This window comes from Nocardioides sp. (assembly GCF_047607185.1).
In the GTDB taxonomy this organism is placed as follows: domain Bacteria; phylum Actinomycetota; class Actinomycetes; order Propionibacteriales; family Nocardioidaceae; genus Nocardioides.
Genome location: NZ_JASGDQ010000066.1, coordinates 38049 through 64664, shown reverse-complemented (window position 1 = coordinate 64664; position 26616 = coordinate 38049). Strand labels below are relative to the sequence as shown.

Sequence of the window (26616 nt, the reverse complement as noted above, 5' to 3'; positions counted from 1 at the left end):
TTTCGCTCTCTCGCTCGCCGCCTGGTGGTTCTAACCCCCCGACCGCCCCCCGACTCGACGGTTGTGGCGCCAGCACTAGCGCCGACTCGGCTACTTCTTGGTGAGGCGGGGCAGCACCGTGGTGGAGGCGGCGACCAGCACTGCCGTCACGACGACCTGCCAGATGTGGCGCCACCAGTCGATGCCCTTGGTGGTGTTGTCCCAGCCGTAATTGGAGTTGCCCTCGACATTGCCGGCAACCCCGAAGATGGCGTAGTAGAGGAAGCTGCCGACCAGCATGCCGATGATGCCGACGACGACCATCGGGACGAACTTGATGTTGTCCTTGCCGCCCGGCGCGACGACCTTGCCGAGCCAGCCGATGATCGCGCCGCCGATCAGCGTGGTGATGATGAACCAGATGACGCCCATGGGAGTCCTTTCCGGAGCGGTCGGGACATCGGTGCCGATGCCCCGCTTCGATCTTGCACCTGCTGAGACGTAAATGCACGGACCCCGTGACGCGGAACGGCGGGTCGTGTCAGCTGCGGAAGCCCACCGCGGTCACGGTGCTGCGGCCGACCTCGACATAGGTGATCTTGTCGGCGGCGACGAAGACCTTCTTGCCCTTGTGGTCGGTGAGGGTCAGCAGGCCGCCACCGGCGATGGCCTCGGTCACCAGCTTCTCGACCGCCTCTGTCGTCTCGTCGGTCTCCACGACCAGCTCGCGCTGGGCGTACTGGACGCCGATCTTGACCTCCACGACTGCTCCTTCTCGTTCTGAGGAATTACCTCGGGAAAAACTCTCAGTGCTCTTCGGTCTTGGGATAGCCGCGGATGCCGCGCCACGCCAGACCGGAGACGAGCGCCACGGCCTGCTCACGGGAGAGGCCGCCGTCGTCAGCCAGCCAGAACCGCGAGCTCTGCTGTGCCATGCCCACCAGCGAGACCGAGAGCAGCAGCGAGGCCGGTGCCGGCAGCCCGGTGTCGTCGTGGATCACCTCGGCGATGGCGGCCGCGCACTGGTTGGTGACCCGGTCGACCTGCTCGCGCACCGCCGGTTCGTTGGTCAGGTCCGACTCGAAGACGAGCCGGAAGGCGCCGGTCTCGCTGGCGACGTAGCTGTAGAAGGCGTCGATGGTGGCCGTCACCCGCTGCTTGTTGTCGTGCGTGGAGTCCAGCGCGGCGCGGCAGTGCTCGATGATCTCGTCGCAGGACTTCTCCAGCAGCGCGAGGTAGAGCTCCAGCTTGCCGGGGAAGTGCTGGTAGAGCACCGGCTTGGAGACACCGGCCCGGTCGGCGATGTCGTCCATCGCGGCGGCGTGGTAGCCCTGGGCGACGAAGACCTCCAGCGCTGAGTCCAGCAGCTGGGCGCGTCGCTCGCGTCGCGGCATCCGGCCACCGCGGGGGCGCGCCGTGTCGAGGTCGTCGTACGTTGTCACGCGGCGAGCCTACTCCGGCGTAGCCGGTGTCCGGATCACGGGATGCGGCGCGGTGCGTTGACCCGATGAGGGAACATGGAGTGGGTGCGCCGGTGTTGGGCAGACCTACCCAGCACCGCAGACCGACCAGAACCTTGAGGAGAGCCCGAGACCATGGCAGCGTCCTTCCCGCCGCTCGTGGAGCCTGCTGACGAACTCAGCATCGACGAGGTCCGCCGCTACAGCCGGCACCTGATCATCCCCGACGTCGGCATGTCGGGTCAGAAGCGACTCAAGAACGCCAAGGTGCTGGTCATCGGCGCCGGTGGCCTGGGCTCGCCCGCGCTGCTCTACCTGGCCGCCGCCGGCGTCGGCACGCTGGGCATCGTGGAGTTCGACGAGGTCGACGAGTCCAACCTGCAGCGCCAGATCATCCACGGCCAGTCCGACGTCGGCCGGCCCAAGGCGGAGAGCGCGGCGGACGCGATCCACGAGACCAACCCCTACGTCGACGTGGTCATCCACAACGAGCGGCTGGACAACGACAACGTCTTCCGCATCTTCGAGGGCTACGACCTCATCGTCGACGGCACCGACAACTTCGCGACCCGCTACCTGGTCAACGACGCGGCGTACTTCCTGAAGATCCCCTACGTCTGGGGCTCGATCTACCGCTTCGACGGCCAGGCGTCGGTCTTCGCGCCGACCCTCGCCGAGGACGCCCCCTGCTACCGCTGCCTCTACCCCGAGCCGCCGCCGCCGGGGATGGTCCCCTCCTGCGCCGAGGGCGGCGTGCTGGGCGTGCTGTGCGCCTCGATCGGCTCGATCCAGGTGACCGAGGCGATCAAGCTGCTCACCGGCATCGGCGAGCCGCTGATCGGCCAGCTGATGATCTACGACGCCCTGGAGATGAGCTACCGCAAGCTGAAGGTCCGCAAGGATCCCAACTGCGCGCTGTGCGGCGAGCACGCCACGGTCACCGAGCTGATCGACTACGACACCTTCTGCGGCGCCGTCTCCGAGGAGGCTGCCGACGCCGCTGCCGGCGCGACCATCTCGGTGGTCCAGCTCGAGCACATGCTCAAGGAGCGCACCGACGGCGTTCGCGACTTCGTCCTGGTCGACGTGCGCGAGCCCAACGAGTACGAGATCAACAAGATCCCCGGCTCGGTGCTGATCCCCAAGGGCGACTTCCTCAACGGCACCGCGCTGGGCCGGCTCGGCGAGCTGTCCGGCGAGGGTCAGCGGCAGGTGGTCTTCCACTGCAAGTCGGGCGTCCGCTCCGCGGAGGTGCTGGCCATCGCCAAGGGCGCCGGCTACTCCGACGCCGTCCATGTCGGTGGCGGCGTGGTCGCCTGGGTCAACCAGATCGACCCCTCGCAGCCGAGCTACTGAACGGCCCACTGAACACTGAGGAGTACGCCGAGGCGGTGCTCGCTCTCGTCGAGCGGGTGCCGCCCGGCCGGGTGACGACCTACGGCGCCATCGCCGACGTGCTGTACGACGACTTCGGCGGCGGACCGCGCAATGTCGCCCGGGTGATGTCCAGGTCGGGTGGCGGGGTGCCCTGGTGGCGCTGCGTGCGCGCCGACGGCACCCTGCCGCCGTACCTGGCCGACGAGGCGCGACAGGCCTGGCTGGCCGAGGCGACGCCGCGTCGGCCCTCCGGCGCCGTCGACCTCTCCGCCGCCTTCTGGCTGCCGCGTCACTGACCCCGCGCGGACTCCTCCGGCGTGTGGTGGGGCAGACCTTCAGTGGCCGGCGGGGGTCGGGCGTGACTGGCGGGACAGCTCGGCCAGTCTGGCCAGCGCGGCGGGGAAGACCTCGGCGGGCGGGTTGACCAGGCCGGCGCCGACCTGGCCGGTGCCCGCGACCTTGCCGGCCATGCCGGTGTTGATCTGCGGCAGGATGCCGGTGCGGCACACTCGGGTGACGTCGATGCCGGTCGGGGTGCCCTGGAACTCCAGGATCGGCACGATCCAGCGGGGGTTCTCGCCCAGGGTGATCTCGTGCATCCGCCGGGTCGCCGCCAACGCGTCGGGCACCGAGCCGCCCACCAGCCGCACGATCGCCGGTGCCGTCGCCATCGCGAAGCCGCCGATGCCGGCGGTCTCGGTGATCGCCGAGTCGCCGATGTCGGGGTTGGCGTCCTCCGGTCCGTACTCGCCCAGGAACAGCCCCTCGGGCACCTGCGCCGGACCGGTGAACCACTCGTCGCCGGTGCCGGAGACCTGGATGCCGAAGTCGGTGCCATTGCGGGCCATCGCCACCACCATCGTGCTGCCCGGGATGTCCCGGGCCGCGTCGAGGGCGAGCTTGCAGGCCGGCATGGCGAGGTTGAGGAAGAAGTGGTCGTTGGCGCCCACGAACCGGAGCACCTCGGCGATGTCCTCGCTGTCCGCCCCGGAGGTGACCAGGGCGGGGGAGAGGTCGCGCAGGAGCATCAGGGTGCCGGCCCGGTTGCGGTTGTGGGCCTCGTCGCCCATCTGCAGCATCTGGGTGAGGATGCCGGTGACGTCGATCGTGGTGCCGGCGCCGACGGTGCCGCGGACGGCTCGCTGCAGCAGCGGCCCGAGCACGTCGCGCATCCACCGCAGCCGGACCAGCACCGACTCCTCGTAGGCGCCGTAGCGCAGCACCTTGCCCAGACCCTCGTTGAGCGAGCAATAGGTACGCCGACCCGTCGCGGCGTCCTCGAGCACGAACATCCACATGCTCGGCGTGACCACGCCCGCCATCGGCCCGACCGCGCCGTGATGGTGACAGGAGTCGAGGCTGAGGCTGCCGGACTCGAAGAGCGCCGGCGCGTCCTCCGGGTCGTCGACCAGGCCCTCGAATGCGGCGCCGGCCATCAGGCCGCCGCGGAGCGGACCGGAGGCGCGCTCCCAGGTGATCGGCGGACCGGCGTGGAGGAACTGGCCCCGTTCTAGGCCGAGCACCTCGCTGGCGGGTGCCACGTCGACCAGGGTCGCGGTGACGCCCAGCATCGCGGCCAGCGCGTCCTGGTTGGCGGCGTAGCGCCGTGGGTCGGTGGCCACGGTGGCGAGATCCGCCTCGGTGCCCGGCATCGGCGGCCGCCAGTCGACCCGGCTGACCGGGACCGCCTGGGCCTCGACGGCGGCCGCGAGCAGGTCGATGCCGGAGCTGACGACGGTCATGACAACGTCTCCAGGAGGGCGAGGGCGCGGCGGGTGGCGCCGGCGTTGGACAGGTGCACCTCGGCGCCGACGGAGACCAGGGCCGCCACCTGCCGCTGGTAGCCCTGCGTGTCGCCGCTGGTGCCGATCAGGCTGATGACCACCGGCCTCTCGATGCCGGCGAGCGCCGGGGCGAGCGCCGCGGTCGGATCGGCCTCGGCGCCGTGGCCGAGCACCACGTCCATCAAGATGACGGCCGTCTCGGGGTCGGCCGCGGTGCGGGCGAGATGGTCGAGGCGGAGCGTCGGGTCGATCATCGGGTGGGCCCGGCCGACTGTCAGGGCGTCGTCGCCGAAGTCGACGAAGGTGTGCGCCGCGGCGGTCAGCGTCGCCGGCAGCGCGTCCTCGGGCGAGAGTGGGATGTTGGACCTCACCGGGCCGAGGACCGAGGCGGCGATGAGCATGGCCTCGTCGCAGAGCGTGCCGCCCACGAACAGGCCGCGCAGGAACCGGCCGCCGGCGACGGGTCGGGCCGAGCCGGCGACCGGCCAGTCGGGCACCGTCACGCCGAGCTCGGTCAGCACCGCCTCCGCCGAGGCGGTCAGGTCGGGGGCACCGGCGCCGAGCAGCGCGAAGGTGACCGGGGTCGCCAGCCGTTCGGCGTACTCCTCGATCCGGGCGGCCACCTCGGCGGCGGCCGGCTTGGAGAGCAGTACGATCCGCTCGACCTCGTCGTCGGCGTCGAGCCGGCGCAGCGCCTCACGGGTGGACAGCCCGCCGACCGCCGCGGAGAGGTCGCGGCCGCCGACGCCGAGCGCGGCGGTGACGCCAACACCGGCATGGTCGAGCAGCGCCAGCAGCTGCTGGGTGCCGGTGCCGGAGGCGGCCACGATGCCGACCGGGCCGGGGGAGACCACATTGGCGAAGCCCAGACCCAGCCCTCCGCTGGCCGGGCCCCCGCCGACGGAGCCGACGACGGCGGTGCCACAGTCGGGGCCCATCACCAGCACGCCCCGGGTCGCGGCGGCGGTCTTGAGCGCCACCTCCTGCTCGACCGGCATGTTGTCGCTGAAGACCATCACGTCGTGACCGGTCTCGACCGCGTCCATCGCCTCCAGCAGGGCGAGGTCGCCGGGCACCGAGACCAGCGCGATCGCGTCGGTGTCGGCCTCGCGCAGCGCGGCGGCGGTGGTGCGGTGCGGCGCCACCTCGGCCGCGCCCCCGGTCGGGCGGCGCGAGGAGTCCGCGAGCGCGGCGGCCACCCCGGCCAGCGCGTCGGGCAGGTCGTCCTCGGCCGCGACCCGGAGCGCGACCACCATGTCGTTGGGGGTCGCCTCGGCCGGGACCTCGAAGCCCATGCCGGCGAGTACGTCGACGTTGAGCGGGGTCGCCATCGCCACCTGGGCGGCGAGCACGCCGGGCAGATCGGCGACGGTGCGGGAGACCTGCAGCAGCGTCACCGAGTCGGCGTACGCGGCCCGCAGCTCCACGTGCGTGAAGGTCATGCCGTCACCCCTCGCTGCGCTCGTGGCCGGCATGGTGCCCATGATTCGCGTCGCTTGCTCGCTCACGCCGCCGTCACCACCGAGGAGAGCTCGCCCAGCGCCTGCCGGCCTCCGGCCAGCAGGCCTCGGCCGGAGGTGTGGCCGATCGCGGCCAGCGCCTCCTCGGCCGCCGGCTGTCGCGGCGTGTCCAACGACCTCACCCAGGCCGCGAACTCCGGCAGCACCTCGCCGTGCATCGCGCAGTCCAGCAGGGTCGCGGAGAGCAGCGTGGTGCGATGCAGCCGCGCCCGGACCGCGTCGTCGACCTCGGGCGTGGCCACGGCGGCGGCCCGGTGGAGCGCGAGCCAGCCGCACAGCACGTCGTCGCCGTACGGCGTCAGGCCGTCGCCGGAGCCCAGCAGCCGCGCCACGGTCTCCTCGGTGACCCGGCCCGTCGCATGACGCGCCTGAGGCAGCCGCGGCGCTGGCGGCATGGACGGCACCCGGGTGCTCACGATCCGCCCGATCGGCAGCGACACCCCGTCGAGGTGGAGCACGCCACCGGCCAGCTCGGCCCGGTCCCCGGGCAGTCCCGCCAGCGAGACCACCCGCAGCGCACACGGCACCTGCGCGGCGGCCCCGGAGACGACGCCGACGCACCAGCCGTCGACCTCGAGATAGACCGCGTCGCGGCCCCGGTGCACCACCCGCAGCGGGCCGTCACCGGCCGCGGCGAGCCGGTCGCGCACCCGGACAGGGGCAGCGGATGGCAGGGGATTTGGCCGTCTCACCTCCCCGACGCTAGCCAAGTGCCTTACGGTGTGCCGATGTGAGGTTCTGCCAACGATCGAGGAAGGAGGGGCCAGATGTTGATAGGTGAGGCCCGGGCGGAGCAGACCGACCCGGAGCGTGCCATCGCCGCACTCGCCAGGATCGACGCGCTGCACCGCGCCCTGACCCAGATCGTGCTGGAGGACGGCACCCTCGACAATATCGCCGCCGAGGTGGCGCGAGTGCTCGACGTCGGGGTCCTGGTGACCTCCACCGACGGCCGCGAACGGGCCGCCGCGGTGACCATCGACCACCGCGCCGTCCTCGACGAGCACGACCTCGTCGACCCGACCGGCCGGATCCGGGTCGAGCGGCTCGGCGGCACCCGCATCGCGCTGGGCCGCGGCCACGAGGCGCGCAGCCTACGGGTGGCGGCCGGCGGCGCCGACCTGGCCCGGCTGATCGCGGTGCGCCTCGACGGGGAGATCTCCGTCGACGACGTGCACGCCCTGGAGCGCGCCGCGGCGGTGGCCGCGCTGCTGATCACCCGGCAGGAGGCGATCACCGCCGTCGAGAACAAGTACCAGGGCGACTTCCTGCGCGACCTGTTCCTGCACCGCACCGGCGACGACGAGTACGTCGCCGAGCACGCCGCCACCTTCGGCTGGGACCTGGACCGGCCGCTGATCGTGATGTGCGCCGAGATCGACCCGCTGCCGCCGGGCGCGACGCCCGTCTCGCGGCTGGTACGACGACAGTGGCAGGAGCGCTTCGCGGCGGCCTGGCGGCAGGTCACCCGCGCCAGTGGCGAGGGCATCGCCACCGTCGACTTCTCCTCCGAGGTGGTGGTGCTGCTGCCGATCGGCGCGGACGACCCTGATGCCCACGACGCCGGCCACCAGGCGGTGCGCCAGGTGGTGCACGCCGTTGCCGGCGACAAGGGCGGCGGCCGGCGGCCGTTCAGCGTCGGCGTCTCCCGGGTCGCTCGCGGCCTGGAGAGCCTGCCCGAGGCCTATGCCCAGGCGCAGCGAGCCGTCGCGGTCGGCCGCCGGGTCCACGGCAACGGGTCGACGACCTTCTTCGACTCTCTGGGCCTGCACCGGCTGATCGCGCTGATCCCCGACCAGGCCGAGCTGCGCTCCTTCGCCAACGACGTACTCGGCCCGCTGGCCCAGGACACCACCGAGGCCGCCGACCTGCGCAAGACGCTGCAGGTGCTGCTCGACACCAACTTCAACGTCGCCGAGGCGGCCCGCAGCCAGTTCTTCCACTACAACACGATGCGCTACCGGGTCTCCAAGCTGGAGCGGCTGCTCGGCCCGCTCTCGGAGGACCCGCATCTGCGTCTCGACGTCGCGGTGGCGCTGCGCGTCCTGGAGATCACCGGCTGATCCCACCCGGGCCACCCCGGACACCCAGCGCGAGACCTCACAACTGATGCCACCACTACGGGCCTTCCTTCGGCATGTGTCGCCGTCGAGACCCGATGATCTTCGTCACTACGTTGAACGAATCCCGCCTCGACTGAGCGAGGCACCGACGAAGGGTGCGGCGAAATGTCGTCGTTGTTCACATGGAAGGAAGTCGACCCGGCCCCCGGTGAGCCGGTCGGACCGGGCGAGCGGCTCAGCTGGGGCAAGACAGTGGGCCTGGGCGCCCAGCACGTCGTCGCCATGTTCGGCGCGACCTTCGTCTTCCCGCTGATCATGGGCCTGGACGCCAACCTGGCCATCTTCTTCTCGGGCGTCTGCACGATCCTGTTCCTGCTCGTCTGCCAGAACAAGGTGCCCAGCTATCTGGGCACCAGCGCCTCGTTCGTGGCCGGTGTCGCCGCGATCCGATCGCAGGGCGGTGATTCCGCCGACGTCACCGGGGCGATCCTCGTCGCCGGCATCGTGCTCGCGATCGTCGGCGTGCTGGTCCACCTCGCCGGCACCGGCTTCCTGCACAGGCTGCTGCCGCCGGCCGTCACCGGCGCGGTCGTCATGCTCATCGGCTTCAACCTGGCGCCGGTGGTCGCCGCCACCTACTGGCCGCAGGACCAGTGGGTCGCCCTGCTGACCTCGGCCTTCATGGTGGCCGCGGCTGTGCTGATGCCCGGCTTCTGGAGCCGCATCGCGGTCTTCCTGGCGCTGATCTTCGGCTACCTGCTGTCCTGGATCTGCGACGTCCTCTTCGGCCAGATCACCTCGGTGCTGCCCACCGGCCCCGATGCCGTGGCGCACGACCGGGTCAGCTGGGCGGGCGTCGAGGCCGCCGACTGGATCGGCTTCCCGAGCGGCAAGCTGGCCGACGGCGTCAGCGTGGTGCACGGCCCGAGCTTCAGCCTGACCTTCATCCTGCTGGTGCTGCCCGGCGTGATCGCCCTCATCGCCGAGAACACCGGCCACGTCAAGGCCGTCGCCGAGATGACCGGCGACAACCTCGACCCCTATCTGGGCCGGGCCATCGGCGCCGACGGCGCCGCGACCGCGCTGGCCAGCCTCTTCGGCGGCAGCCCGACCACGACGTACGCCGAGAACATCGGTGTCATGAGCGCGACCAAGGTCTACTCCACGGCCGCCTACTACGTGGCCGCCGTCGTGGCGATCCTGCTCGGGCTCTGCCCGAAGTTCGGCGCCATCGTCAACGCCACCCCCGGCGGCGTCCTGGGCGGCATCACGGTTGTGCTCTACGGCATGATCGGACTGGTGGGAGCCAAGATCTGGGTGGAGAACGGCGTCGACTTCGGCAAGCCCGTCAACATGGTCGGCCTGGCCGCCGGCATCATCGCCGGCATCGGCGGCGTCACGCTGACGATCACCGACGACTTCTCGCTCTCCGGCATCGCCCTCGGCACCCTCCTGGTCCTCGTCTACTACCACCTGGTCGACCGCGGCCGAGGTGTCGAGCAGGGGCAGGTGTCAAAGGTCCTGTGAAGCCAGCGGCGTTCCGCTATCACCGGCCCACCACGCCAGCCGAGGCCTGGGAGGCGCTGGCGGCTGACCCCGGCGCGAAGGTTCTCGCCGGCGGTCAGTCGCTGGTGCCGCTGCTGTCGATGCGGCTCGCGGCACCCTCCGCGCTGGTCGACATCAACGGCATCCGGGGGCTGGACGCCATCGAGATCACCGACGAGGGCGTGCGGGTCGGTGCGCTGGTGCGCCATGCCGACCTGCTCGCCTCGCCGGCGGCACGAGAGGCCCAGCCGCTGCTGGCGCTGGCGCTCTCCCATGTCGCCCATGCGACCATCCGCAACCGCGGCACCTGCGTCGGCTCGATCGCCCATGCCGACCCCTCGGCGGAGCTGCCGGCCGTGCTGGCGCTGCTCGGCGGCTCGCTGACCGCCGGCTCCGCACGGGGGACCCGGGTGATCCCGGCGGCCGACCTCTTCATCGGCCCGCTGGAGACCACGCTCGACCACGACGAGCTGGCGCTGGCCGTCACCTTCCCGGCCCTCCCCGCCGGCGCCGGGGTGGCCTACGACGAGATCGCCCGCCGGCACGGCGACTACGCCATGGCCGGCGTGGCCGCCCTGGTGGCTCCCGACGGCACCGTCACCGCGTCGTACGTCTCCTGCTCCGAGGTGCCCACCGTGGTCGACCTGACCGGCGTCCCGGACGACGAGCTCGGCGCGGTCGCACTGAGGCACCTCGACCCGGTCGAGGACATCCACGCCACCGCCGACTACCGCGCCCACCTCGTCGAGGTGCTGACCCGGCGCGTGGTCTCCGAAGCCAGAAAGGCACGCGCATGAGAAAGGCACGCGCATGAGTGAGGAGACCCACTCCTTCGCCCTGAGCGTCAACGGCGTCTCCTACGACCTCGACGTGCCCGCGCGCCGACTGCTCTCCGACGCGCTGCGCCACGACCTCGGCCTGACCGGCACCCACGTCGGCTGCGAGCACGGCGTCTGCGGCGCCTGTACGGTGCTGCTCGACGGCCGCCCGGTGCGCTCCTGCCTGGTCTTCGCGGTCAGCGCCCAGGGGGCCGAGATCACCACCGTCGAGGGCCTCGGCAACGAGGACGGCTCGCTGGGTCCGGTGCAGCAGGCGTTCGCCGAGTGCCACGGCCTGCAGTGCGGCTTCTGCACCCCGGGTTTCCTCACCACCATCACCGCCGGGCTGCGCGACAACCCCGCCCCGACCCACGAGGAGGCCCGCGAGATGATCGCCGGCAACCTGTGCCGCTGTACCGGCTACCAGAACATCGTCAAGGCCGTCGAGCGCGCCGCTCAATTGGGTGGAGAGCGCGCCGCTCAATTGGGCGGAGAGCGCGCCGCGGAGGTGTCGCCGTGACCACCAAGCTGATGGGGCGAGGCGTCCAGCGGGTCGAGGACCAGCGGTTCCTGCGCGGCCAGGGCCGGTACGTCGACGACGTGGCGGTCTCGCCGAGCACCCTGCACGCGGCGGTGCTGCGCTCGCCGCACGCCCACGCCCGGATCGTCGACATCGACGTCTCCGAGGTGCTGGAGATCGACGGCGTCCATGCGGTGTGGACCTACGACGACCTCGAAGGCCTCATGGCCGAGCCGCTGCCGCTGCTCATCCCGCACCCGAGCCTGACCCACGGCCGCACCCAGTACGCGCTGGCCAAGGACGAGGTCAACTACGTCGGCGAGGCGATCGCGTTCGTGGTGGCGGAGGACCGCTACCTGGCCGAGGACGCGGTGGCGCGGATCAAGGTGAGCTATGAGTTCCTGCCGCCGGTGGTGGGCGTCGAGGCGGCACGGCGCGCCGAGCACCTGGTGCACGAGGACGTGCCCGGCAATGTCGCGGCCCGGCTGGAGCAGAACACCGGCGCCGAGGGCGAGCTCGAGGCCCGGATGGCGCAGGCGCCGCACCGGCTCACCCTCGACCTGACCATCGAGCGCTCGGCCTGCACCCCGCTGGAGGGCCGCGGCACGGTGGCGCGCTGGGACCCCGACCTGGGCCGGCTCACGGTGTGGACCTCGACGCAGACCTCGACCGGCGTACGCGCCGCGGTGGCGGCCAAGCTGGGGCTCGACCTGCGCCATGTCGACGTGATCACCCCCGATGTCGGCGGCGGCTTCGGGGTGAAGATCAACCACCCCTGGCCCGAGGAGCTGCTGGTGCCGCTGGCGGCCCGGCTGCTCGGCCGCACCGTGAAGTTCACCGAGGACCGCCGCGAGCACTTCATCTCCTCCGCGCACGAGCGCGGCCAGCTGCAGCACATCGAGGTCGGCTTCGACGACGACGGCCGGCTGCTCGCCCTCGACGTGACGTTCTGGCACGACAACGGCGCCTACACGCCGTACGGACTGATCGTCCCGATCATCACCTCGACCCAGCTGCTCGGGCCCTACAAGCCGGGCGTCTACCGGGTCGTCTTCGAGTCGCTCTACACCAACACCGTCATGGTCACCCCCTATCGTGGCGCGGGCCGGCCGCAGGGCTGCTACGCCATGGAGCGGACCATGGACGCCATCGCCGCCTACCTCGGCAAGGACCGCACCGAGGTCAGGGCGGTCAACTTCATCCAGCCCGACGAGTTCCCCTACGACCAGCGGATGATCTTCCAGGACGGCCGCGAGCTGGAATACGACTCCGGCGACTACCCGGCGATGCTGGCGAAGATCAAGGCGCTGGTCGGCTGGGAGGAGTTTCCCGCGATGAAGGCGGCGGCTGCCGCGCAGGGACGCCGGCTCGGCATCGGACTGGCCTGCTACGTCGAGGGCACCGGCGTCGGCCCCTACGAGGGCGCCCACGTCCACATCGAGACCTCCGGCAAGGTCAAGGTGGCGACCGGCCTGACCACCCAGGGCCAGGGCCACGCCACCGTCTTCGCGCAGCTGGTCGCTGACGAGCTCGGCTGCAAGTTCGAGGACGTCGAGGTGGTCACCGGCGACACCCGCCGGATGCCGTACGCCGTGGGCACCTTCGCCTCCCGGGCAGCGGTGATGTCCGGCTCGGCGATCCACCTGGCCGCCAAGCGCGCCAAGGAGAAGGCGCTGCGGATCGCCGCCGACGCGTTGGAGGCGGCCGAGGACGACCTGGAGATCGTCGACGGCGTCGTACGCGTCCGTGGTACAGACGCCTCGATCGACCTGGGCACCGTCGCGGTGCTCTCCAACCCGCTGCGCTACGCCTTCGACGAGGCCTCCAAGGCGGCCACCCAGTTTACCGTCGGCGACCCCGGCAAGCCGCCGGTGGCCGAGGACGACGAGCCCGGCCTGGAGGGACAGGACTTCTACTCGCCCGAGCGGTCCACCTTCGCCTCCGGGATGCACGCCGTCATCGTCGAGACCGACCCCGAGACCTGTGAGATCCGGGTGGTGAAGTACGCCGTGGTGCACGACTGCGGCCGCCTGATCAACCCGATGATCGTGGAGGGTCAGATCCACGGCGGCGTGGCCCAGGGCATCGGCGGCGCGCTCTACGAGCGGATGGCCTACGACTCCTCGGGGCAGCTGCTCAACGCCTCCTTCATGGACTTTCTGATGCCCTATGTGACCGAGGTCCCCGACGGCATCGCGATCGACCACCTCGAGACGCCCTCGCCGCTCAACCCGCTGGGGATCAAGGGCGCCGGCGAGGCCGGCGTCATCCCGGCCGCCGCCGTCTTCGCCTCGGCCATCTCCGACGCCGAGGGCTTCCCGCTCACCGCCATGCCGATCTCGCCCGCCGAGCTCTACGAACTCCGAAAGGCACACTCGTGAACATCTCCGGTGCCGTCACCGTCGCCCAGCCCGTCGACGCGGTCTGGGACGCCATCCTCGACCCGGCCGTGCTGGTGCAGACCATCCCCGGCTGCTCCCGGCTGGAGACGCTGAGCTCGACTCCGGGGGCGGAGACCTCCTACGCCATGACGGTCACCGCCGGCGTCGCGGCCATCAAGGGGACCTACGACGGCACCGCGACGCTCTCCGACCTGGTCCCGGGCAAGTCGCTGCGGATGAGGCTCTCCGGCGCCGGCGCGCCGGGCACGGTCGACGCGACCGTGTCGGTGTCCTTCGCCGAGGTCGAGGGCGGGACGTCCATCTCCTACGACGCGGACGCCATCGTCGGCGGGATGGTCGGCGGCGTCGGCCAGCGGATGCTCTCCTCGGTCTCCAAGAAGATGGCCGGCCAGTTCTTCGCGGCGGTGGGGGAGGCCATCGCAACTCCGCGAGTCGGCAGAAGTGCAGGTCCAGAAAGCGCCGAGTCGGCAGAAGTGCTGGCTCCAGGAGGTGCCGAGTCGGCACAAGTGCCGGGCCAGCCCGCCCGCGCGACCTATGTGCGTGACTCCGGGCCTGCACTCGTGCCGACTCGGCAGGCGTTCTACGAGGGCATCGCCATCGGCGCCGGGCTGGTGCTGCTCGGCATGGCCGCCGGCCGGCTGCTCGGCCGACGATGAGCGACCTGACGGTCGACTCCCCGGCGCGCGACCAGGCCGCCGCCGTACGCTCCCGCGCGATCTCCGCCCGCGAGCTGCTGGAGCTCCACCTCGACCGGATAGCCGAGCGCAACCCGACCCTCAACGCGATCGTCTCGCTCGACGCCGACCGGGCCCGGGCGGGCGCCGCCGCGGCGGACCAGCACCTCGCCTCCGGCCAGCCGGTCGGGCCGCTGCACGGCCTGCCGTTCGCCTTCAAGGACACCCACGCCGTGGCCGGCTGGCGCACGACGTACGGCTCGCCGCTCTACGCCGGCTACGTCCCCGCGACCGACGAGCTGATCGTCGAGCGGATTCGTCGCGCCGGCGTGGTGACGATCGGGAAGACCAATGTGCCGGAGTTCGCGGCCGGGTCGCACACCTTCAACACGATCTTCGGTACGACGCTCAACCCGGTCGACCCGACCAGGAGCGCCGGGGGCTCCAGCGGGGGAGCGGCGGCCGCGCTGCGGTCGGGGATGGTGCCGCTCGCCGAGGGCTCTGACATGGGCGGCTCGCTGCGCAATCCGGCGTCCTTCTGCGGCGTGGTCGGGCTGCGGCCCTCGTTCGGCCGGGTGCCGGAGTGGCCGCTCTACAACCAGTGGGAGACCACCTCGACCGGCGGCCCGATGGCTCGCGACATCGGCGACCTGGCGCTGCTGCTGTCGGTGATCGCCGGCCCGGACCCGCGAGCGCCGCTGGCGCTCGGCGATCCAGGTGCCGCCTTCGCGCCGCCGTTGAGCGAGTCGGGGGTCGGCGCGCTGGCCAGACTGCGGGTCGCCTGGTCGCTCGACCTGGGCGGCGCCTTCGAGGTCGACGCCGAGGTGGCGGCCGTCGTGGAGGAGGCCGGCCGCGTCATCGCCGGCGCCGGAGCCGCTGTCTTCTCCGACTGGCCCGACCTGTCCCCGGCGGACGACACCTTCAGAGCGCTGCGCGCCTGGCACTTCTGGGCGAAGTTCGGCCCTCTGCTGGCCCAGCACCCGGACTCGTTCAAGCCCTCGCTGGCCGCGAACATCCGCGCCGGCGAGTCGCTGACCGGCGCCGACGTCGCCCGCGCCTATGCCCAGCGCACCGCGCTGGGCGAGACCATGCGGACGTTCTTCCAGACCTACGACCTGCTCGCGCTGCCGGTCTCCCAGGTGCCGCCGTTCCCGGCCGACCAGGAGTTCCCGACCGCCATCAACGGCCGGCCGATGGACACCTACCTCGACTGGATGCGGTCGGCCTACTTCATCACCGTCACCGGCTGCCCGGCCCTCGCCATCCCGGCCGGTCACACTGCCGCCGGCTTGCCGGTCGGCGTCCAGCTCGTCGCCCCCCACGGCGCCGACCGCCGGCTGCTGGAGATCGGTGCCGCCTTCGAGGCCGCCCGCGGCTGGTGAGCCCGCGCCTCGACTGGTCTAGACCGGTTGTTCACAGTCGACCCCGATAGCGGTGGAGAAACGATCGTTTCGGTGGATAACAGACCGTGAACGGTGGAGGACACGCCGACGAATTGTGGAACCAGAAGAATGTCTCGGAAGGGTCTTGAGCCGGGTGGATCGGCGGGCGTAGAACTTACTTACGCACTCCCGCAAGGGAGAGCGGGACAGCTCGGAGACGAGGGTCCATCTCACCGGAGGACGTCGCAAGACTGACGAAGGTGACGGCGGCTGGGTGACGAAGCCGTTGGGGCCGGAGTCGAGGAGATGTCGATCGGAAGCGTCACCGGCACCGATCAACCCGAAGGGCCCTTGGCACTCATACTGCCGAGGGCCCTTCACCTATTTCCCGCGCGCCGATTCGCACGACCGGCCGGTAACCGTCAGGATCAGGCCGTGCTCTACGAGGTGATGCACCGTGTCCTTCCGCCATTGCTGAAGGCGGTATGGCGCCCGGACGTCAGCGGCCTGGAGAACGTGCCCAGGCAGGGCGGGGTGATCCTGGCCAGCAACCACCTCAGCTTCGTCGACTCCGTGGTCATCCCCACCGTCGTCCCGCGCCGGGTCGTCTTCCTGGCGAAGTCCGACTACTTCACCGGCACCGGCATCAAGGGCGCGCTGCAGCGCAGCTGGTTCGAGACGATGGGGATGCTCCCCGTCGACCGCGAGGACACCAGGTCGGCGCTGGAGAGCCTCGACGTGGCGCTGCGCGTGCTGGCCGACGGCGAGGCCTTCGGCATCTACCCCGAAGGCACCCGCAGCCGTGACGGCCGGCTCTATCGCGGCCGGACCGGCGTCGCCCACCTGGCGCTGACCGCCGGCGTGCCGGTGGTGCCGGTCGGCCTGTGGGGCACCGAGCGGATTCAGCCGATCGGAGCCAGTCTCCCGCGCGTGGTCAAGGTGCGGGTCAGGTTCGGCGAGCCCATCGACCCCGGCACCCGGTACGACGACCTGCCGACCGGCAAGGCCCGGCGGCTGCTCACCGACGAGATCATGACGGCGATCCAGCGGCTCTCCGGCCAGGAGGAGGCCGGGATCTACGCTCCGCCGTCTCTTGAGGGCCGGTCCGCCGACGCCTGACGACTTCTGACAACGAGACCCGGTTTGGTCGGCAGAACCTGCTATCGCCGTACGTCGTGACGCCCGGCGAGACTGGAGCCATGAGTGTGCGCATCGGCATCGACACCGGCGGCACCTTCACCGACGTCGTCGCCTTCGACGAGGAGACGGGCCGGGTGGTCACCACCAAGACCCCGAGCACTCCCCACGATCCGGCCGAGGGCTTCCTGGCCGGCGTGGCCAAGGGTCTGGGCCTGCTGGGGCTGCGTGACGGCAGCCAGATCGCGGCGGTCTCCCACGGCACCACGGTGGCGACCAACCAGCTGCTGGAGGGGAAGGTCGACCGGCTCGGCTTCATCACCAACACCGGCTACGAGGCGATGCTGGAGATCGCCCGGCAGTCGGTGCCCGACGGCTACGGCAACTCCTACTTCTGGGTCAAGCCCGACCGGATCGTGCCGCGCGACCTGGTCAAGGGGGTCGAGGGCCGCTTCGACTTCGAGGGCAACGAGGTCAGGCCGTTCGACGAGACGGGCGCGCGGAGCGTCGCTCGCTGGTTCAAGGACAAGGGCGTCAACACCCTCGGCGTCAGCTTCCTGCACTCCTACGCCAACTCCGCCCACGAGGAGCGGATGCGGGAGATCCTCGCCGAGGAGCACCCCGACGCGGTCGTCTCCATCTCGAGCGAGGTGCTGCGGGAGTACCGCGAGTACGAGCGCTCCATGACCACCCTGGTCGACGCGGCCGTGAAACCCAAGCTCAAGGCCTACGTCGGCAACATCAAGACCCGGCTCGCGGAGTTCGCCAGCCCGCCGTTCTACGTCATGAAGTCCAACGGCGGCGTGCTCAGCGCCGACGAGGTGGTCAACCAGCCGATCACCACCGTCCTCTCCGGTCCGGCCGCCGGCGCCCTCGGCGCCGCGCTGATCGCCAAGGTCGCCGGCTTCGACCGGGTGCTGACCAGCGACGGCGGCGGCACCTCCACCGACGTCTCCGTCGTCATCGACGGCGAGCCCACCCTGACGACCGAGGGCAGCGTCGGCGCGTACCCGTCGAAGATCCCGATGATCGACGTGGTCACCGTCGGCGCCGGCGGTGGCTCTATCGCCTGGCTGAGCCCGGAGGGCACCCTCAAGGTCGGCCCGCAGTCGGCCGGCGCCGCGCCCGGCCCGCTGTGCTACGGCACCGGCGGCACCGAGTTCACCATCACCGACGCCCACGTCGTGCTCGGCCGGATCCCCCCGCACCTGCTCGGCGGCGAGATCCCGCTCGACGTCGACGCCGCCCGCGCGGGCCTCGACACTCTCGCCGAGAGCCTCGGCATGACCCCTGCGCAGGCCGCCGTCGGCGTGCTCGAGATCAGCGCCTGGAACCAGGCCAACGCGCTGCGCCAGGTCACCGTCAAGCGCGGCCTCGACGTCCGCGACTTCACCCTGGTCACCTTCGGCGGGTCCGGCAGCCTGCTGCTCTGCCGGCTGATGGACGTGCTCGGCATCCCCACCGTCCTGGTGCCGCCCAACCCCGGCAACGTCTCCGCCTTCGGGCTGCTCACCGTCGACGTCAAGAACGACTACGTGCAGACCCACGTCTGCCTCGCGGCGAGGCTTCAGGCGAGCGATGTCGGCAAGGTCTACGACGACCTGACGGCGCAGGCGGCGAAGGCGCTCACCGACGAGGGCTTCGCCGCCGAGCAGCACCAGTTCGTCCGCACCGCCGACCTGCGCTACTTCGGCCAGGCCTTCGAGGTCCGGGTGCCGGTCCCCGACGGCCCGATCACCGAGGAGACGCTCGCCACGGTGGCGGCCCGGTTCCATGCCGAGCACAAGACGACCTACGGATACAGCTTCGACGGCACCGACGCAGCGTCCCAGGGCCAGCAGGTGGAGTGGGTCAACCTCCGGGTCTCCGGGATCGGTCCGATCAAGCGACCCGAGATCCGCCGGTACGACGGCGAGCCCGGCGAGCCGGAGCCCCGCTCGAGTCGAGAGGTCTGCTTCGACGCCGCCGACGGCTACCTGGAGACGCCGGTCTGGTGGCGGCCCGACCTGGTGCCCGGCGTACGGATCTCCGGCCCAGCCATCGTCGAGGAGTTCGGCTCCACGGTGCCGGTCCACCCCGGCTTCGTGGCGGAGGTCGACGACTACCTCAACCTGATCGTGAGGAAGGACTCATGAGCCGCAGGGCCCCCACTCAGTTCCCGTTCGGCCACCTGACGGCCGACGAGGGGAGGAGCGCCGACCCGGTGCTCGTCGAGATCGTCCAGGGCAGTCTGGCCAGCGTCGAGCAGGAGGTCGAGACGGCCATCGCGCGCACCAGCCGGAGCCCGATGATCCGCGACGCCCACGACTTCCGCGCCGGCATCCACGACCGGCTGCTGCGCAAGCTCACCGGTCGCTCCTACTCCGCCCTGGTCCACCCGGTCGCCCGCGACTTCCCGATCGAGGAGATGAAGCCGGGCGACGTCTTCTTCCACAACGACGTCTACCGCTCCGAGGGCGGCATCGGCCACCTGCCCGACCTGTGCGTCACCGTGCCGGTGTTCGCGAAGCGCAGCGGAGCGAACCATGGGGACAGCGCGGGCGGGCGTGTGGTCGCCTTCGTCCAGGCCTTCGGCCACCACGACGACATCGGCGGCGCGGTGCCGGGCTCGATGCCCAGCACCGCGACCAGCGTCTTCGAGGAGGGCCTGATGGTGCCGCCCATCAAGCTCTGGAGCGAGGGCGTCCCCAACCGCGGCGCGCTGGCGATCATGACCCGCAACTCGCGGATGCCCGAGTCCCTGGCCGCCGACCTCGACGCCGAGTGCTCTGCCTGCCTGATGGGCGCGCGGCGGCTCGGCGAGCTCTTCGAGCGGTACGGCGTCGAGGCGGTCGAGTCGGCGTTCGACGCGATCATCAGCCGCACCACCGAGACCTACCGCCGCGAGATCCTGGCGAAGATCCCGGTCGGCAGCTGGGCCTGGGAGGATTACGCCGAGCACGACGGCGTCGAGGAGCCGAAGCTGCACACCCAGCGGATCACGCTGACCCGTACGGCCGCCGACGACCCCGAGGGCGAGCGGATCATCCTCGACTTCGACGGCACCGGCCCACAGGCCAAGGGCCCGATCAACCACTGCGGTGACTACAGCGACGGCGTCTTCCTCAAGAAGTGGCTGGCGCCGATCCTGCGCAACCTCGCCGACACCCCGGAGCGGATGGCCGAGCTCGACGTCAACGAGGGCATCGTGCCGCTCGTCGAGATGCGCTTCCCCGAGCCGGGCACGCTGCTCACGCCGGTCTTCCCGGCGCCGACCAACGCCCGCACCTTCGTCATCCTGCGGCTGCTGGGAGTGTTCGCAGGTGTGCTGGCCAAATCCGTCGACGGCCGGATGCCGGCCGACCAGGAGACGATCCGCTACACCGGCGTCTACGGCGAGGACCGCGACGGCAACCCCTACCTGATGCGCGAGGTGCTCGGCGGCGGCTCCGGCGGTCGGCCGCACGGCGACGGCGAGGACACCATCCACGTCGTCCCCGACAGCCGCAACCTGCCGACCGAGTTCACCGAGGCGCGCTTCCCGTTCCGGGTCGAGTCGCTCACCCTCGCCGTCGACAGCGGGGGAGCCGGCAAGCACCGCGGCGGACTGGGCTACGAGAAGCACATCCGGATGCTCAAGGACGCCCACTTCATGTCCATCGCCGACCGCTCCATCCTGGCCTGCTGGGGCGTCAACGGAGGGCTCGCCGGCAAGCCGTTCCAGATCACCATCGACCCCGGCGGCCCACACCAGCGCGAGGTCGACGCCCTGGCCGACGCCGAGCCGGTGCGGGCCGGCGAAGTGATCCGGATCCGCACCACCGGCGGTGGCGGCTGGGGCGACCCGCTCGAGCGCGACCCGGCCCTGGTCGTCCGCGACGTCATCTGGCGCAAGGTGTCCGCCGAGTCGGCGCTGGCCGACTACGGCGTCGTTCTCACCGGCGAAGGCGACGACCTGGGCTTCGACGAAGCGGCCACCCAGCGTGAGCGCGCAGCGCGAGCATCGGGTCCGGCCAGCCCGGCCTTCTTCGACCGCGGCCCCGGCTACGCGCGGCTCGCCGCCGGGGCGTCGTACGCGGAGGTCGATGTGCGGGAGAATCCGGGGCGTGCTGACTGAGACACTGGGCCTGACGCCGCACCCCGAGGGCGGCCTCTACCGGCTGACCTGGACGTCCCCGCAGACGGTGACCCTTCCCGACGGCCGGGTGCGCCCGACCGCGACGCTCATCTACTTCCTGCTCCCCGCCGGCGCCTCGAGCGCCTGGCACAAGGTCGCCTCCGACGAGACCTGGCTCGCCCATACCGGCACCGTCTCGTTGCAGTACGGCGGCGATGGCGATGCTCCGGTCGAGGGCGAGGTCGTCACCGTGGGCGTCGATGTCGCCGCCGGCCAGCACCCGCAGGCGCTCGTCCCGGCCGGCGTCTGGCAGCGCACCCTCCCTGGTGAGGCGGAGGCGCTGGTGAGTTGCCTGGTCAGCCCCGGCTTCGACTTCGCCGACTTCGAGCTCGGCTGAGGCTCTCGCCGGGCCGCGAGTCAGGGCGTGATCAGCCCGGCCGCGAACTCGGGCGAGACCCGCGTCTCCGGGCTGATCCCCATTCATAGCCTGGGCATATGCTTGGCCCGATGCGAGCCAAGAACGTGGTGATCGGCGCGGCCGTGGCACTGTGGACAGCCGTCGCCGTGACGAGTGGCACTGCCCCGGCCGAGGCCGTGACGCCGGCCTCGGCCAAGCTGAAGGTCAAGGCCTGGCAGCAGGTCGCGCTTCCGGTCGGCAGCATCCCCCGGGACGTCTCGACGGTCAGCGCGCGAGTGGTCTGGGTGGCCGACTGGCAGGGTGGGATCCTGCGCACGACCAACGCCGGCCGGTCGTGGCGGCGCACGCAGGTCACCGATCCGGCCGACTACGTCACGTACGTCGCCGGCGTGAGCAAGAAGGTCGCCTATGCGATCACGGCGCCCACCACGTTCCCCGCCACCTCCACCCAACGGCTCCTCCGCACGGGCAACGGCGGCAGGACCTGGCGGCCCGTGCTGACGCCGCCCGGCCCGGACTACCAGCTCTCCTGCCTCGCGATGGCGCCCGACGGCAAGCGGGGCTTCGTTGTGGGGAAGCAGGTGTCCGCCGTCCCCTACACCTCGCCGAGCCAGCTTCACCTCTGGGTCACGAAGGGCGCCGGCAAGCGCTGGGCACCGGTCGCCGCCGCGGCATCGCCGAGCGAGTTCCCGACCACTCGCCTGGACCACACGGGGCTCTCGGGCTGCTTCGTGCAGCAGGGCGGCAGCGTCGGCATCGTCCTTCAGCGCTACACCGTCGACCCGACGACGTACCGGACGAACGCCAACTACAACTACCTGATCTCCGGCTCAAAGTGGGGCAGGCACTGGCGTGCTCCCGTCGAGCTGCCGCCCGCCGCCGGCGGGATGGGCTTCGTGCAGACGGTCGCTGCGCGCGGCAAGCACGTGCTGGCCGTCGGCGGTGTCGACGGCGACGACATCTTCACGACGCCGGGGCCGTCATGGTCCGCTGTCCGCTCCCGGTGGTCGGTCGGCGGGACGACTCCGGGATACATGCTCGACGTGTCGTGGGTGCCCGGCCGCCCGAAGACCGCGGTCGCGGTCGGCTTCGGCGGGACCGCGGTCACCACCGATAGGGGCCGCACCTGGCTCCCGATCGACCAGCTCGAGCTGGGTCAGGTCTCGTGCGCGGGCACCACCTGCTGGGCTGCCCCGCGGGCCGGTGCCACCCTGGAGCGACTGCGCCTGAGGTAGGCCTGCACCCATCGAATGGGTGCTGATCCCCATTCAGAACAGCCGCCCGTGCCGGTGGACTCGTGGCACGGTGGTCCGGATCGTTGAGGATTCCCTAGCAACACCTGCCAGTGAAACGACGATCCGTTGGCCGATATTGGGCTGGGGAGTCGGGCCGCGCTGAAATAGGTTCGTGCCATGGGAGTGGCCCGATGAAAGTGCTCTGCGCGCTCGGCGGCAATGCGCTGACCAGCGCCGAGGGTCGTGCCCGACCCGAGGACCAGATCGCCGCGGTCACCACCGCTGCCGGTGGCATCGCGGAGTTGATCGCGGCCGGCCATCAGGTCGTGCTGACCCACGGCAACGGCCCGCAGGTCGGCAACCTGCTGGTCAAGAACGAGCTCGCCGCCGCGGTCGTGCCGCCGGTCCCACTGGACTGGTGTGTCGCGCAGACCCAGGCCACCATCGGCGTCATCCTCGCCAATGCGCTGGAGAAGGCGCTGGCCGACCGCGGTGCCCCCCGCCCGGTGACGGTGCTGGTCACCCGCGCGCTGGTGCGATCCGACGACCCCGGCCTGACCGAGCCCAACAAGCCGATCGGCCGCTACCTGCCGCTGGCCGAGGCACAGCTGCTCATCGACCACGGCGAGGTGTGGCGCGACTTCGGGGCGAAGGGCTGGCGCCGCGTCGTGGCCAGCCCCGAGCCGGTCGAGATCGTCGACGCCCCGGCGATCCGCGCCATGGTGGACACTGACTGCGTCGTGGTCGCCAACGGCGGCGGCGGCGTGCCAGTGGTGGCCGACGCCGACGGCCTGCTGCACGGCGTCGAGGCGGTCATCGACAAGGATCTCGGCGCGGCCCTGCTGGCACAGGCGGTCGAGGCCGACGTACTCCTCATCGCGACCGACGTCCGCCACGTCCTGCTCGGCTACGGCACCTCCGCCGAGCGCGCCCTCACCCGGACCACGGTGGCCGAGCTGCGCGGCTTCGCCGAGGCCGGCGAGTTCGGCACCGGCTCGATGGCCCCCAAGGTCGAGGCCGCGCTCCGCTTCGTCGACCGCACCGGCGGTCGCGCCGCCATCTGCTCGCTCGATGACATCGTTCCCGCCCTCGCCGGCGATGCCGGCACCCTCGTCACCGCCTGAAAACCCGAAAGGATCCCACTGATGCCCTCCCCGCGTGTTCCAGCTATCGAGGTTCGCAAGGTCCCGCTCCACAACGTCTCCGACGCCTCCGAGCTCGTCAAGCTCCTCGACGACGGCGTCTTCGAGGCCTCCCGGGTGATCGCCGTCGTGGGCAAGACCGAGGGGAACGGTGGCGTCAACGACTACACCCGCATCCTCGCCGACCGAGCGTTCCGCGAGGCGCTGGTCTCCCGTGGCGCCGACCCCGAGGCGGTCAAGGAGGTGCCGATCGTGTGGTCGGGCGGCACCGACGGCGTCATCAGCCCCCATGCGACCATCTTCGCCACCGTCGACCCGGATCCGGAGCATGCGCCGTCCGACGAGCTGCGGCTCACCGTCGGCTACGCCATGAGCGAGGAGTTGCTGCCCGAGGACATCGGCCGGGTCGCCATGGTCGAGAAGGTCGCCGCCGCGGTGAAGGTCGCGATGGAGCGGGCCGGCATCACCGACCCCGCGGAGGTGCACTACGTGCAGACCAAGACCCCGCTGCTCACGCTGTCCACGATCTCGGATGCCCACAAGCGCGGCAAGACGGTCTTCACCGAGGACACGCTGCACTCGATGGACGTCTCCAACGGTGGTACGGCGCTGGGCATCGCGGTCGCCCTCGGCGAGATCGAGATGCCCACCGACGAGCAGATCATGAAGGACCGCACCCTCTACTCCTCGGTGGCCTCCTGCTCCTCCGGCGTCGAGCTCGACCGCGCCCAGGTGGTCGTGGTCGGCAACGCCCCCGGCGTGGGCGGCCGCTACCGGATCGGCCACTCCGTGATGAGGGACGCCCTGGACGCCGACGGCATCTGGGAGGCGATCCGCTCCGCCGGGCTCGACCTGCCCGAGCGGCCGCACACCTCGGACATCGACGGCCGGCTGGTCAACGTCTTCCTCAAGTGCGAGGCCTCCCAGGACGGCCACGTCCGCGGCCGCCGCAACGCGATGCTTGACGACTCCGACGTGCACTGGCACCGCCAGATCAAGGCCGCCGTCGGCGGCGTCACCGCGTCCGTCACCGGCGACCCGGCCGTCTTCGTCTCCGTCAGCGCCGCTCACCAGGGCCCCGACGGCGGCGGCCCGGTGGCCGCCATCGTCGACCTGGGCTGACGCCGGTTGTCGGCCCTCTCGTATATACGTACTGTATATACGAGAGGAGGTTGCCGATGGTCACCACCAAGCTCTTCCTGAGCAACACCACGCAGGCCGTCCGGCTGCCCAAGGCTGTCGCGTTCCCCGACGACGTCACCGAGGTCGAGATCACCGTCGAGGGCGATAGCCGGATCATCCGGCCCGTCCGCGTCGATATCAGCTGGGAGAGGTTCTTCAAGCTCCGGGAGGAGTTAGGCGGCGTCGGCGACGACTTCCTCGCGGATCGCGATGAAGGCGTCCGTGATCAGGAGGAGCGTGCCTGGTGGTGGGAGTGAGCGCACTGCTCGACACCGACATCTCCATCGAGGTCATGCGCGGTCGCTTCCCGGAGATCGACCGGCGGTTCAACGAGGAGCCGGAGCCACGCATCTCGACGATCACGCTCATGGAGCTCGCATTCGGAGTGCTGCGATCCCCGCGTCGTCGTCGTGAGCAGCAGCTCCTCACCGGCTATGCCGACCTGGTCCCGGCCGAGCCGTTCGACGAGCGTGCCGCGATCAGCGCCGCCCGGGTGCGGGCCGAGCTGACGGCCGCCGGCACGCCCATCGGGCGCTACGACACCCTCATCGCCGGTCACGCGCTGGCGCTCGGCGTGCCGCTGGTGACCCGCAACCGGCGCGAGTTCGAGCGGGTCGAGGGACTGACCCTCGAGGTCTGGTGATCAGCCGAACTCGGCGCGGATCGCGTCGGTGTGCTGGCCGAGCAGCGGGGGAGCGGCGTGGGTCTCGCGGCCGCCGCTGAAGGCGTTGTCGTCGAAGCGCAGCGGTGAGCCGGGCAGCTCGATCTCGCCGAGCGTGGCGTGGTCCACCGAGACCACCAGCCCCTGGGAGCGGGTCTGCTCCCAGGTGTAGACGTCGTCGAGCGAGCGCACCTTGCCGGCCGGCACCCCTGCGTCGGCCAGCAGCGCCAGCCAGTGCTCGGCGTCGGCGGTCGCGAAGAGCGTCTCGAGCCGCTCGATGAGCTGGCTGCGACGGGCCACCCGCTCGGGGTTGGTGGCGAAGCCGTCCTCGTCGGGCGACCAGCCGAGCGCCGTACACAGGGCTCGCCACAGCGACTCCGAGCCGCAGGCGATCTGGATCGGCGCGGTGGCCGTGGCGAACATGCCGTAGGGCGCGATCGACGGGTGGTGGTCGCCGGCCAGCCCCGGCACCTCGCCGGCCACCGTCCAGCGGGTGCCCTGGAACGCGTGGATGCCGACCATGCCGGCCAGCAGCGAGGTGCGTACGACGCGGCCGACGCCGGTCAGCGCCCGTTCGTGGAGCGCGGCGAGCACACCGATGGTGCCGTTCATGCCGGCCACCAGGTCGCCGATCGGCACCCCCACCTTGGTCGGCGCGGAGACGCCGGTCAGCGACATCAGGCCGCCCTCGCCCTGCGCGATCTGGTCGTAGCCGGCTCGGGTCGCCTCGGGTCCGTCGTGACCGAAGCCGGTGATCGAGAGGACCACCAGTCGCGGGTTGAGCTCGTGCAGCCGGGAGACCGGGAAGCCGAGCCGGTCCAGCACGCCGGTGCGGTAGTTCTCCATCAGCACGTCGGCGCGCTCGATCATCCGCTCCAGCAGCTGCTTGTCCGCCTCGGCCTTGAGGTCGAGGACGATCGACTCCTTGTTGCGGTTGGCGGAGAGGAAGTACGTCGAGACGCTGTCGTCCTGGTCGGCTGTGCCCGTGACGAACGGCGGCCCCCACGACCGGGTGTCGTCGCCGGCGGGTGGCTCGATCTTGATGACCCGGGCGCCGAGGTCGCCCAGCGTCATCGCCGCGTGGGGCCCCGCCAGAGCACGGGTCAGGTCGAGCACGAGCAGGTCAGTCAAGGGTCCGGACATGTCTGCCAGCCTCTCAGCATGGGATAGGGCGGCATATGGCGAGACCTGACCACAACTGGCGGAACTGTCGGCGCCGCA

General features: G+C 71.2%; 25 protein-coding genes. 18 read left to right on the top strand and 7 right to left on the bottom strand.

Annotation, left to right across the window (positions count from 1 at the left end):
- Nucleotides 1-90 precede the first annotated feature (90 nt).
- The 3 genes from QM595_RS07675 to QM595_RS07665 form a co-directional block, all read right to left on the bottom strand.
- Nucleotides 91-411: a GlsB/YeaQ/YmgE family stress response membrane protein gene (locus tag QM595_RS07675; protein ID WP_415170949.1), complete on the bottom strand. Its 321-nt coding sequence runs from the start codon at nucleotides 409-411 to the stop codon at nucleotides 91-93.
- A gap of 109 nt (nucleotides 412-520) precedes the next feature.
- Nucleotides 521-742 (bottom strand): DUF3107 domain-containing protein, encoded by a 222-nt coding sequence (locus QM595_RS07670; RefSeq protein ID WP_415170948.1) that lies wholly within the window; start codon nucleotides 740-742, stop codon nucleotides 521-523.
- Nucleotides 743-785: 43 nt separating this feature from the next.
- On the bottom strand, nucleotides 786-1373 hold the full coding sequence (locus QM595_RS07665; protein WP_415170952.1) for a TetR/AcrR family transcriptional regulator: 588 nt from the start codon (nucleotides 1371-1373) through the stop codon (nucleotides 786-788).
- 201 nt (nucleotides 1374-1574) lie between these two features.
- On the opposite strand from QM595_RS07665, the gene moeZ reads away from it, so the two are divergent.
- On the top strand, nucleotides 1575-2795 hold the full coding sequence (moeZ, locus tag QM595_RS07660) for an adenylyltransferase/sulfurtransferase MoeZ (protein WP_415170947.1): 1221 nt from the start codon (nucleotides 1575-1577) through the stop codon (nucleotides 2793-2795).
- Nucleotides 2796-2830: 35 nt separating this feature from the next.
- The gene (locus QM595_RS07655; RefSeq protein WP_415170946.1) at nucleotides 2831-3112 is read left to right on the top strand and encodes an MGMT family protein; all 282 of its coding nucleotides are present in this window, start codon (nucleotides 2831-2833) and stop codon (nucleotides 3110-3112) included.
- A 39-nt stretch (nucleotides 3113-3151) separates the two neighbouring features.
- Here the strand turns inward: QM595_RS07655 and QM595_RS07650 are convergent, their stop codons facing one another.
- The 3 genes from QM595_RS07650 to QM595_RS07640 all read right to left on the bottom strand — a co-directional run bounded on the left by QM595_RS07650 (nucleotide 3152) and on the right by QM595_RS07640 (nucleotide 6770).
- Nucleotides 3152-4558 carry a DUF1116 domain-containing protein gene (locus QM595_RS07650; protein ID WP_415170945.1) on the bottom strand — a complete coding sequence of 469 codons (1407 nt, stop codon included), beginning with the start codon at nucleotides 4556-4558 and terminating at the stop codon, nucleotides 3152-3154.
- Entirely contained in the window at nucleotides 4555-6042 is a 1488-nt protein-coding gene (locus QM595_RS07645) for an FdrA family protein (RefSeq protein WP_415170944.1), read from the bottom strand. Before QM595_RS07645 ends, QM595_RS07650 begins: the two co-directional genes overlap by 4 nt.
- Before the next feature lie 62 nt (nucleotides 6043-6104).
- Nucleotides 6105-6770 carry a DUF2877 domain-containing protein gene (locus QM595_RS07640; RefSeq protein ID WP_415170943.1) on the bottom strand — a complete coding sequence of 222 codons (666 nt, stop codon included), beginning with the start codon at nucleotides 6768-6770 and terminating at the stop codon, nucleotides 6105-6107.
- Nucleotides 6771-6887: 117 nt separating this feature from the next.
- Here QM595_RS07640 and QM595_RS07635 point away from each other — a divergent pair, with 117 nt between their 5' ends.
- The 16 genes from QM595_RS07635 to QM595_RS07560 all read left to right on the top strand — a co-directional run bounded on the left by QM595_RS07635 (nucleotide 6888) and on the right by QM595_RS07560 (nucleotide 25377).
- The gene (locus QM595_RS07635) at nucleotides 6888-8183 is read left to right on the top strand and encodes a PucR family transcriptional regulator (RefSeq protein ID WP_415170942.1); all 1296 of its coding nucleotides are present in this window, start codon (nucleotides 6888-6890) and stop codon (nucleotides 8181-8183) included.
- Nucleotides 8184-8348: 165 nt separating this feature from the next.
- Nucleotides 8349-9710, top strand: a complete 1362-nt coding sequence (locus tag QM595_RS07630; protein WP_415170941.1) for a uracil-xanthine permease family protein — start codon at nucleotides 8349-8351, stop codon at nucleotides 9708-9710.
- The gene (locus QM595_RS07625; RefSeq protein WP_415170940.1) at nucleotides 9707-10525 is read left to right on the top strand and encodes an FAD binding domain-containing protein; all 819 of its coding nucleotides are present in this window, start codon (nucleotides 9707-9709) and stop codon (nucleotides 10523-10525) included. Before QM595_RS07630 ends, QM595_RS07625 begins: the two co-directional genes overlap by 4 nt.
- A gap of 13 nt (nucleotides 10526-10538) precedes the next feature.
- Complete coding sequence (locus QM595_RS07620) at nucleotides 10539-11066, top strand: (2Fe-2S)-binding protein (RefSeq protein WP_415170939.1); 528 nt, start codon at nucleotides 10539-10541, stop codon at nucleotides 11064-11066.
- A complete protein-coding gene (cutA, locus tag QM595_RS07615; protein ID WP_415170938.1) occupies nucleotides 11063-13447 on the top strand; it encodes an aerobic carbon-monoxide dehydrogenase large subunit in 2385 nt (794 codons plus the stop codon). Before QM595_RS07620 ends, cutA begins: the two co-directional genes overlap by 4 nt.
- The gene (locus QM595_RS07610) at nucleotides 13444-14124 is read left to right on the top strand and encodes an SRPBCC family protein (RefSeq protein ID WP_415170937.1); all 681 of its coding nucleotides are present in this window, start codon (nucleotides 13444-13446) and stop codon (nucleotides 14122-14124) included. Before cutA ends, QM595_RS07610 begins: the two co-directional genes overlap by 4 nt.
- On the top strand, nucleotides 14121-15524 hold the full coding sequence (locus QM595_RS07605; RefSeq protein ID WP_415170936.1) for an amidase: 1404 nt from the start codon (nucleotides 14121-14123) through the stop codon (nucleotides 15522-15524). Before QM595_RS07610 ends, QM595_RS07605 begins: the two co-directional genes overlap by 4 nt.
- Before the next feature lie 435 nt (nucleotides 15525-15959).
- Nucleotides 15960-16643: a lysophospholipid acyltransferase family protein gene (locus tag QM595_RS07600; RefSeq protein ID WP_415170935.1), complete on the top strand. Its 684-nt coding sequence runs from the start codon at nucleotides 15960-15962 to the stop codon at nucleotides 16641-16643.
- 80 nt (nucleotides 16644-16723) lie between these two features.
- Entirely contained in the window at nucleotides 16724-18796 is a 2073-nt protein-coding gene (locus tag QM595_RS07595) for a hydantoinase/oxoprolinase family protein (RefSeq protein WP_415170934.1), read from the top strand.
- Nucleotides 18793-20757, top strand: coding sequence for a hydantoinase B/oxoprolinase family protein (locus tag QM595_RS07590; RefSeq protein ID WP_415170933.1), 1965 nt, complete (start codon nucleotides 18793-18795; stop codon nucleotides 20755-20757). Before QM595_RS07595 ends, QM595_RS07590 begins: the two co-directional genes overlap by 4 nt.
- Nucleotides 20747-21154 carry a cupin domain-containing protein gene (locus QM595_RS07585; protein WP_415170932.1) on the top strand — a complete coding sequence of 136 codons (408 nt, stop codon included), beginning with the start codon at nucleotides 20747-20749 and terminating at the stop codon, nucleotides 21152-21154. The genes QM595_RS07590 and QM595_RS07585 overlap by 11 nt, the downstream gene beginning before the upstream one ends.
- A 110-nt stretch (nucleotides 21155-21264) precedes the next feature.
- Nucleotides 21265-22410, top strand: coding sequence for a WD40/YVTN/BNR-like repeat-containing protein (locus tag QM595_RS07580; protein ID WP_415170931.1), 1146 nt, complete (start codon nucleotides 21265-21267; stop codon nucleotides 22408-22410).
- 191 nt (nucleotides 22411-22601) lie between these two features.
- The gene (locus QM595_RS07575) at nucleotides 22602-23534 is read left to right on the top strand and encodes a carbamate kinase (protein ID WP_415170930.1); all 933 of its coding nucleotides are present in this window, start codon (nucleotides 22602-22604) and stop codon (nucleotides 23532-23534) included.
- Between the two features lie 21 nt (nucleotides 23535-23555).
- The gene (locus QM595_RS07570) at nucleotides 23556-24674 is read left to right on the top strand and encodes a ring-opening amidohydrolase (RefSeq protein ID WP_415170929.1); all 1119 of its coding nucleotides are present in this window, start codon (nucleotides 23556-23558) and stop codon (nucleotides 24672-24674) included.
- Between the two features lie 56 nt (nucleotides 24675-24730).
- Nucleotides 24731-24991 (top strand): type II toxin-antitoxin system VapB family antitoxin, encoded by a 261-nt coding sequence (gene vapB / locus QM595_RS07565; RefSeq protein ID WP_415170928.1) that lies wholly within the window; start codon nucleotides 24731-24733, stop codon nucleotides 24989-24991.
- Entirely contained in the window at nucleotides 24979-25377 is a 399-nt protein-coding gene (locus tag QM595_RS07560; RefSeq protein ID WP_415170927.1) for a PIN domain-containing protein, read from the top strand. Before vapB ends, QM595_RS07560 begins: the two co-directional genes overlap by 13 nt.
- Here the strand turns inward: QM595_RS07560 and QM595_RS07555 are convergent, their stop codons facing one another.
- Nucleotides 25378-26538 (bottom strand): CaiB/BaiF CoA transferase family protein, encoded by a 1161-nt coding sequence (locus tag QM595_RS07555; protein ID WP_415170926.1) that lies wholly within the window; start codon nucleotides 26536-26538, stop codon nucleotides 25378-25380.
- Nucleotides 26539-26616: the final 78 nt, after the last annotated feature.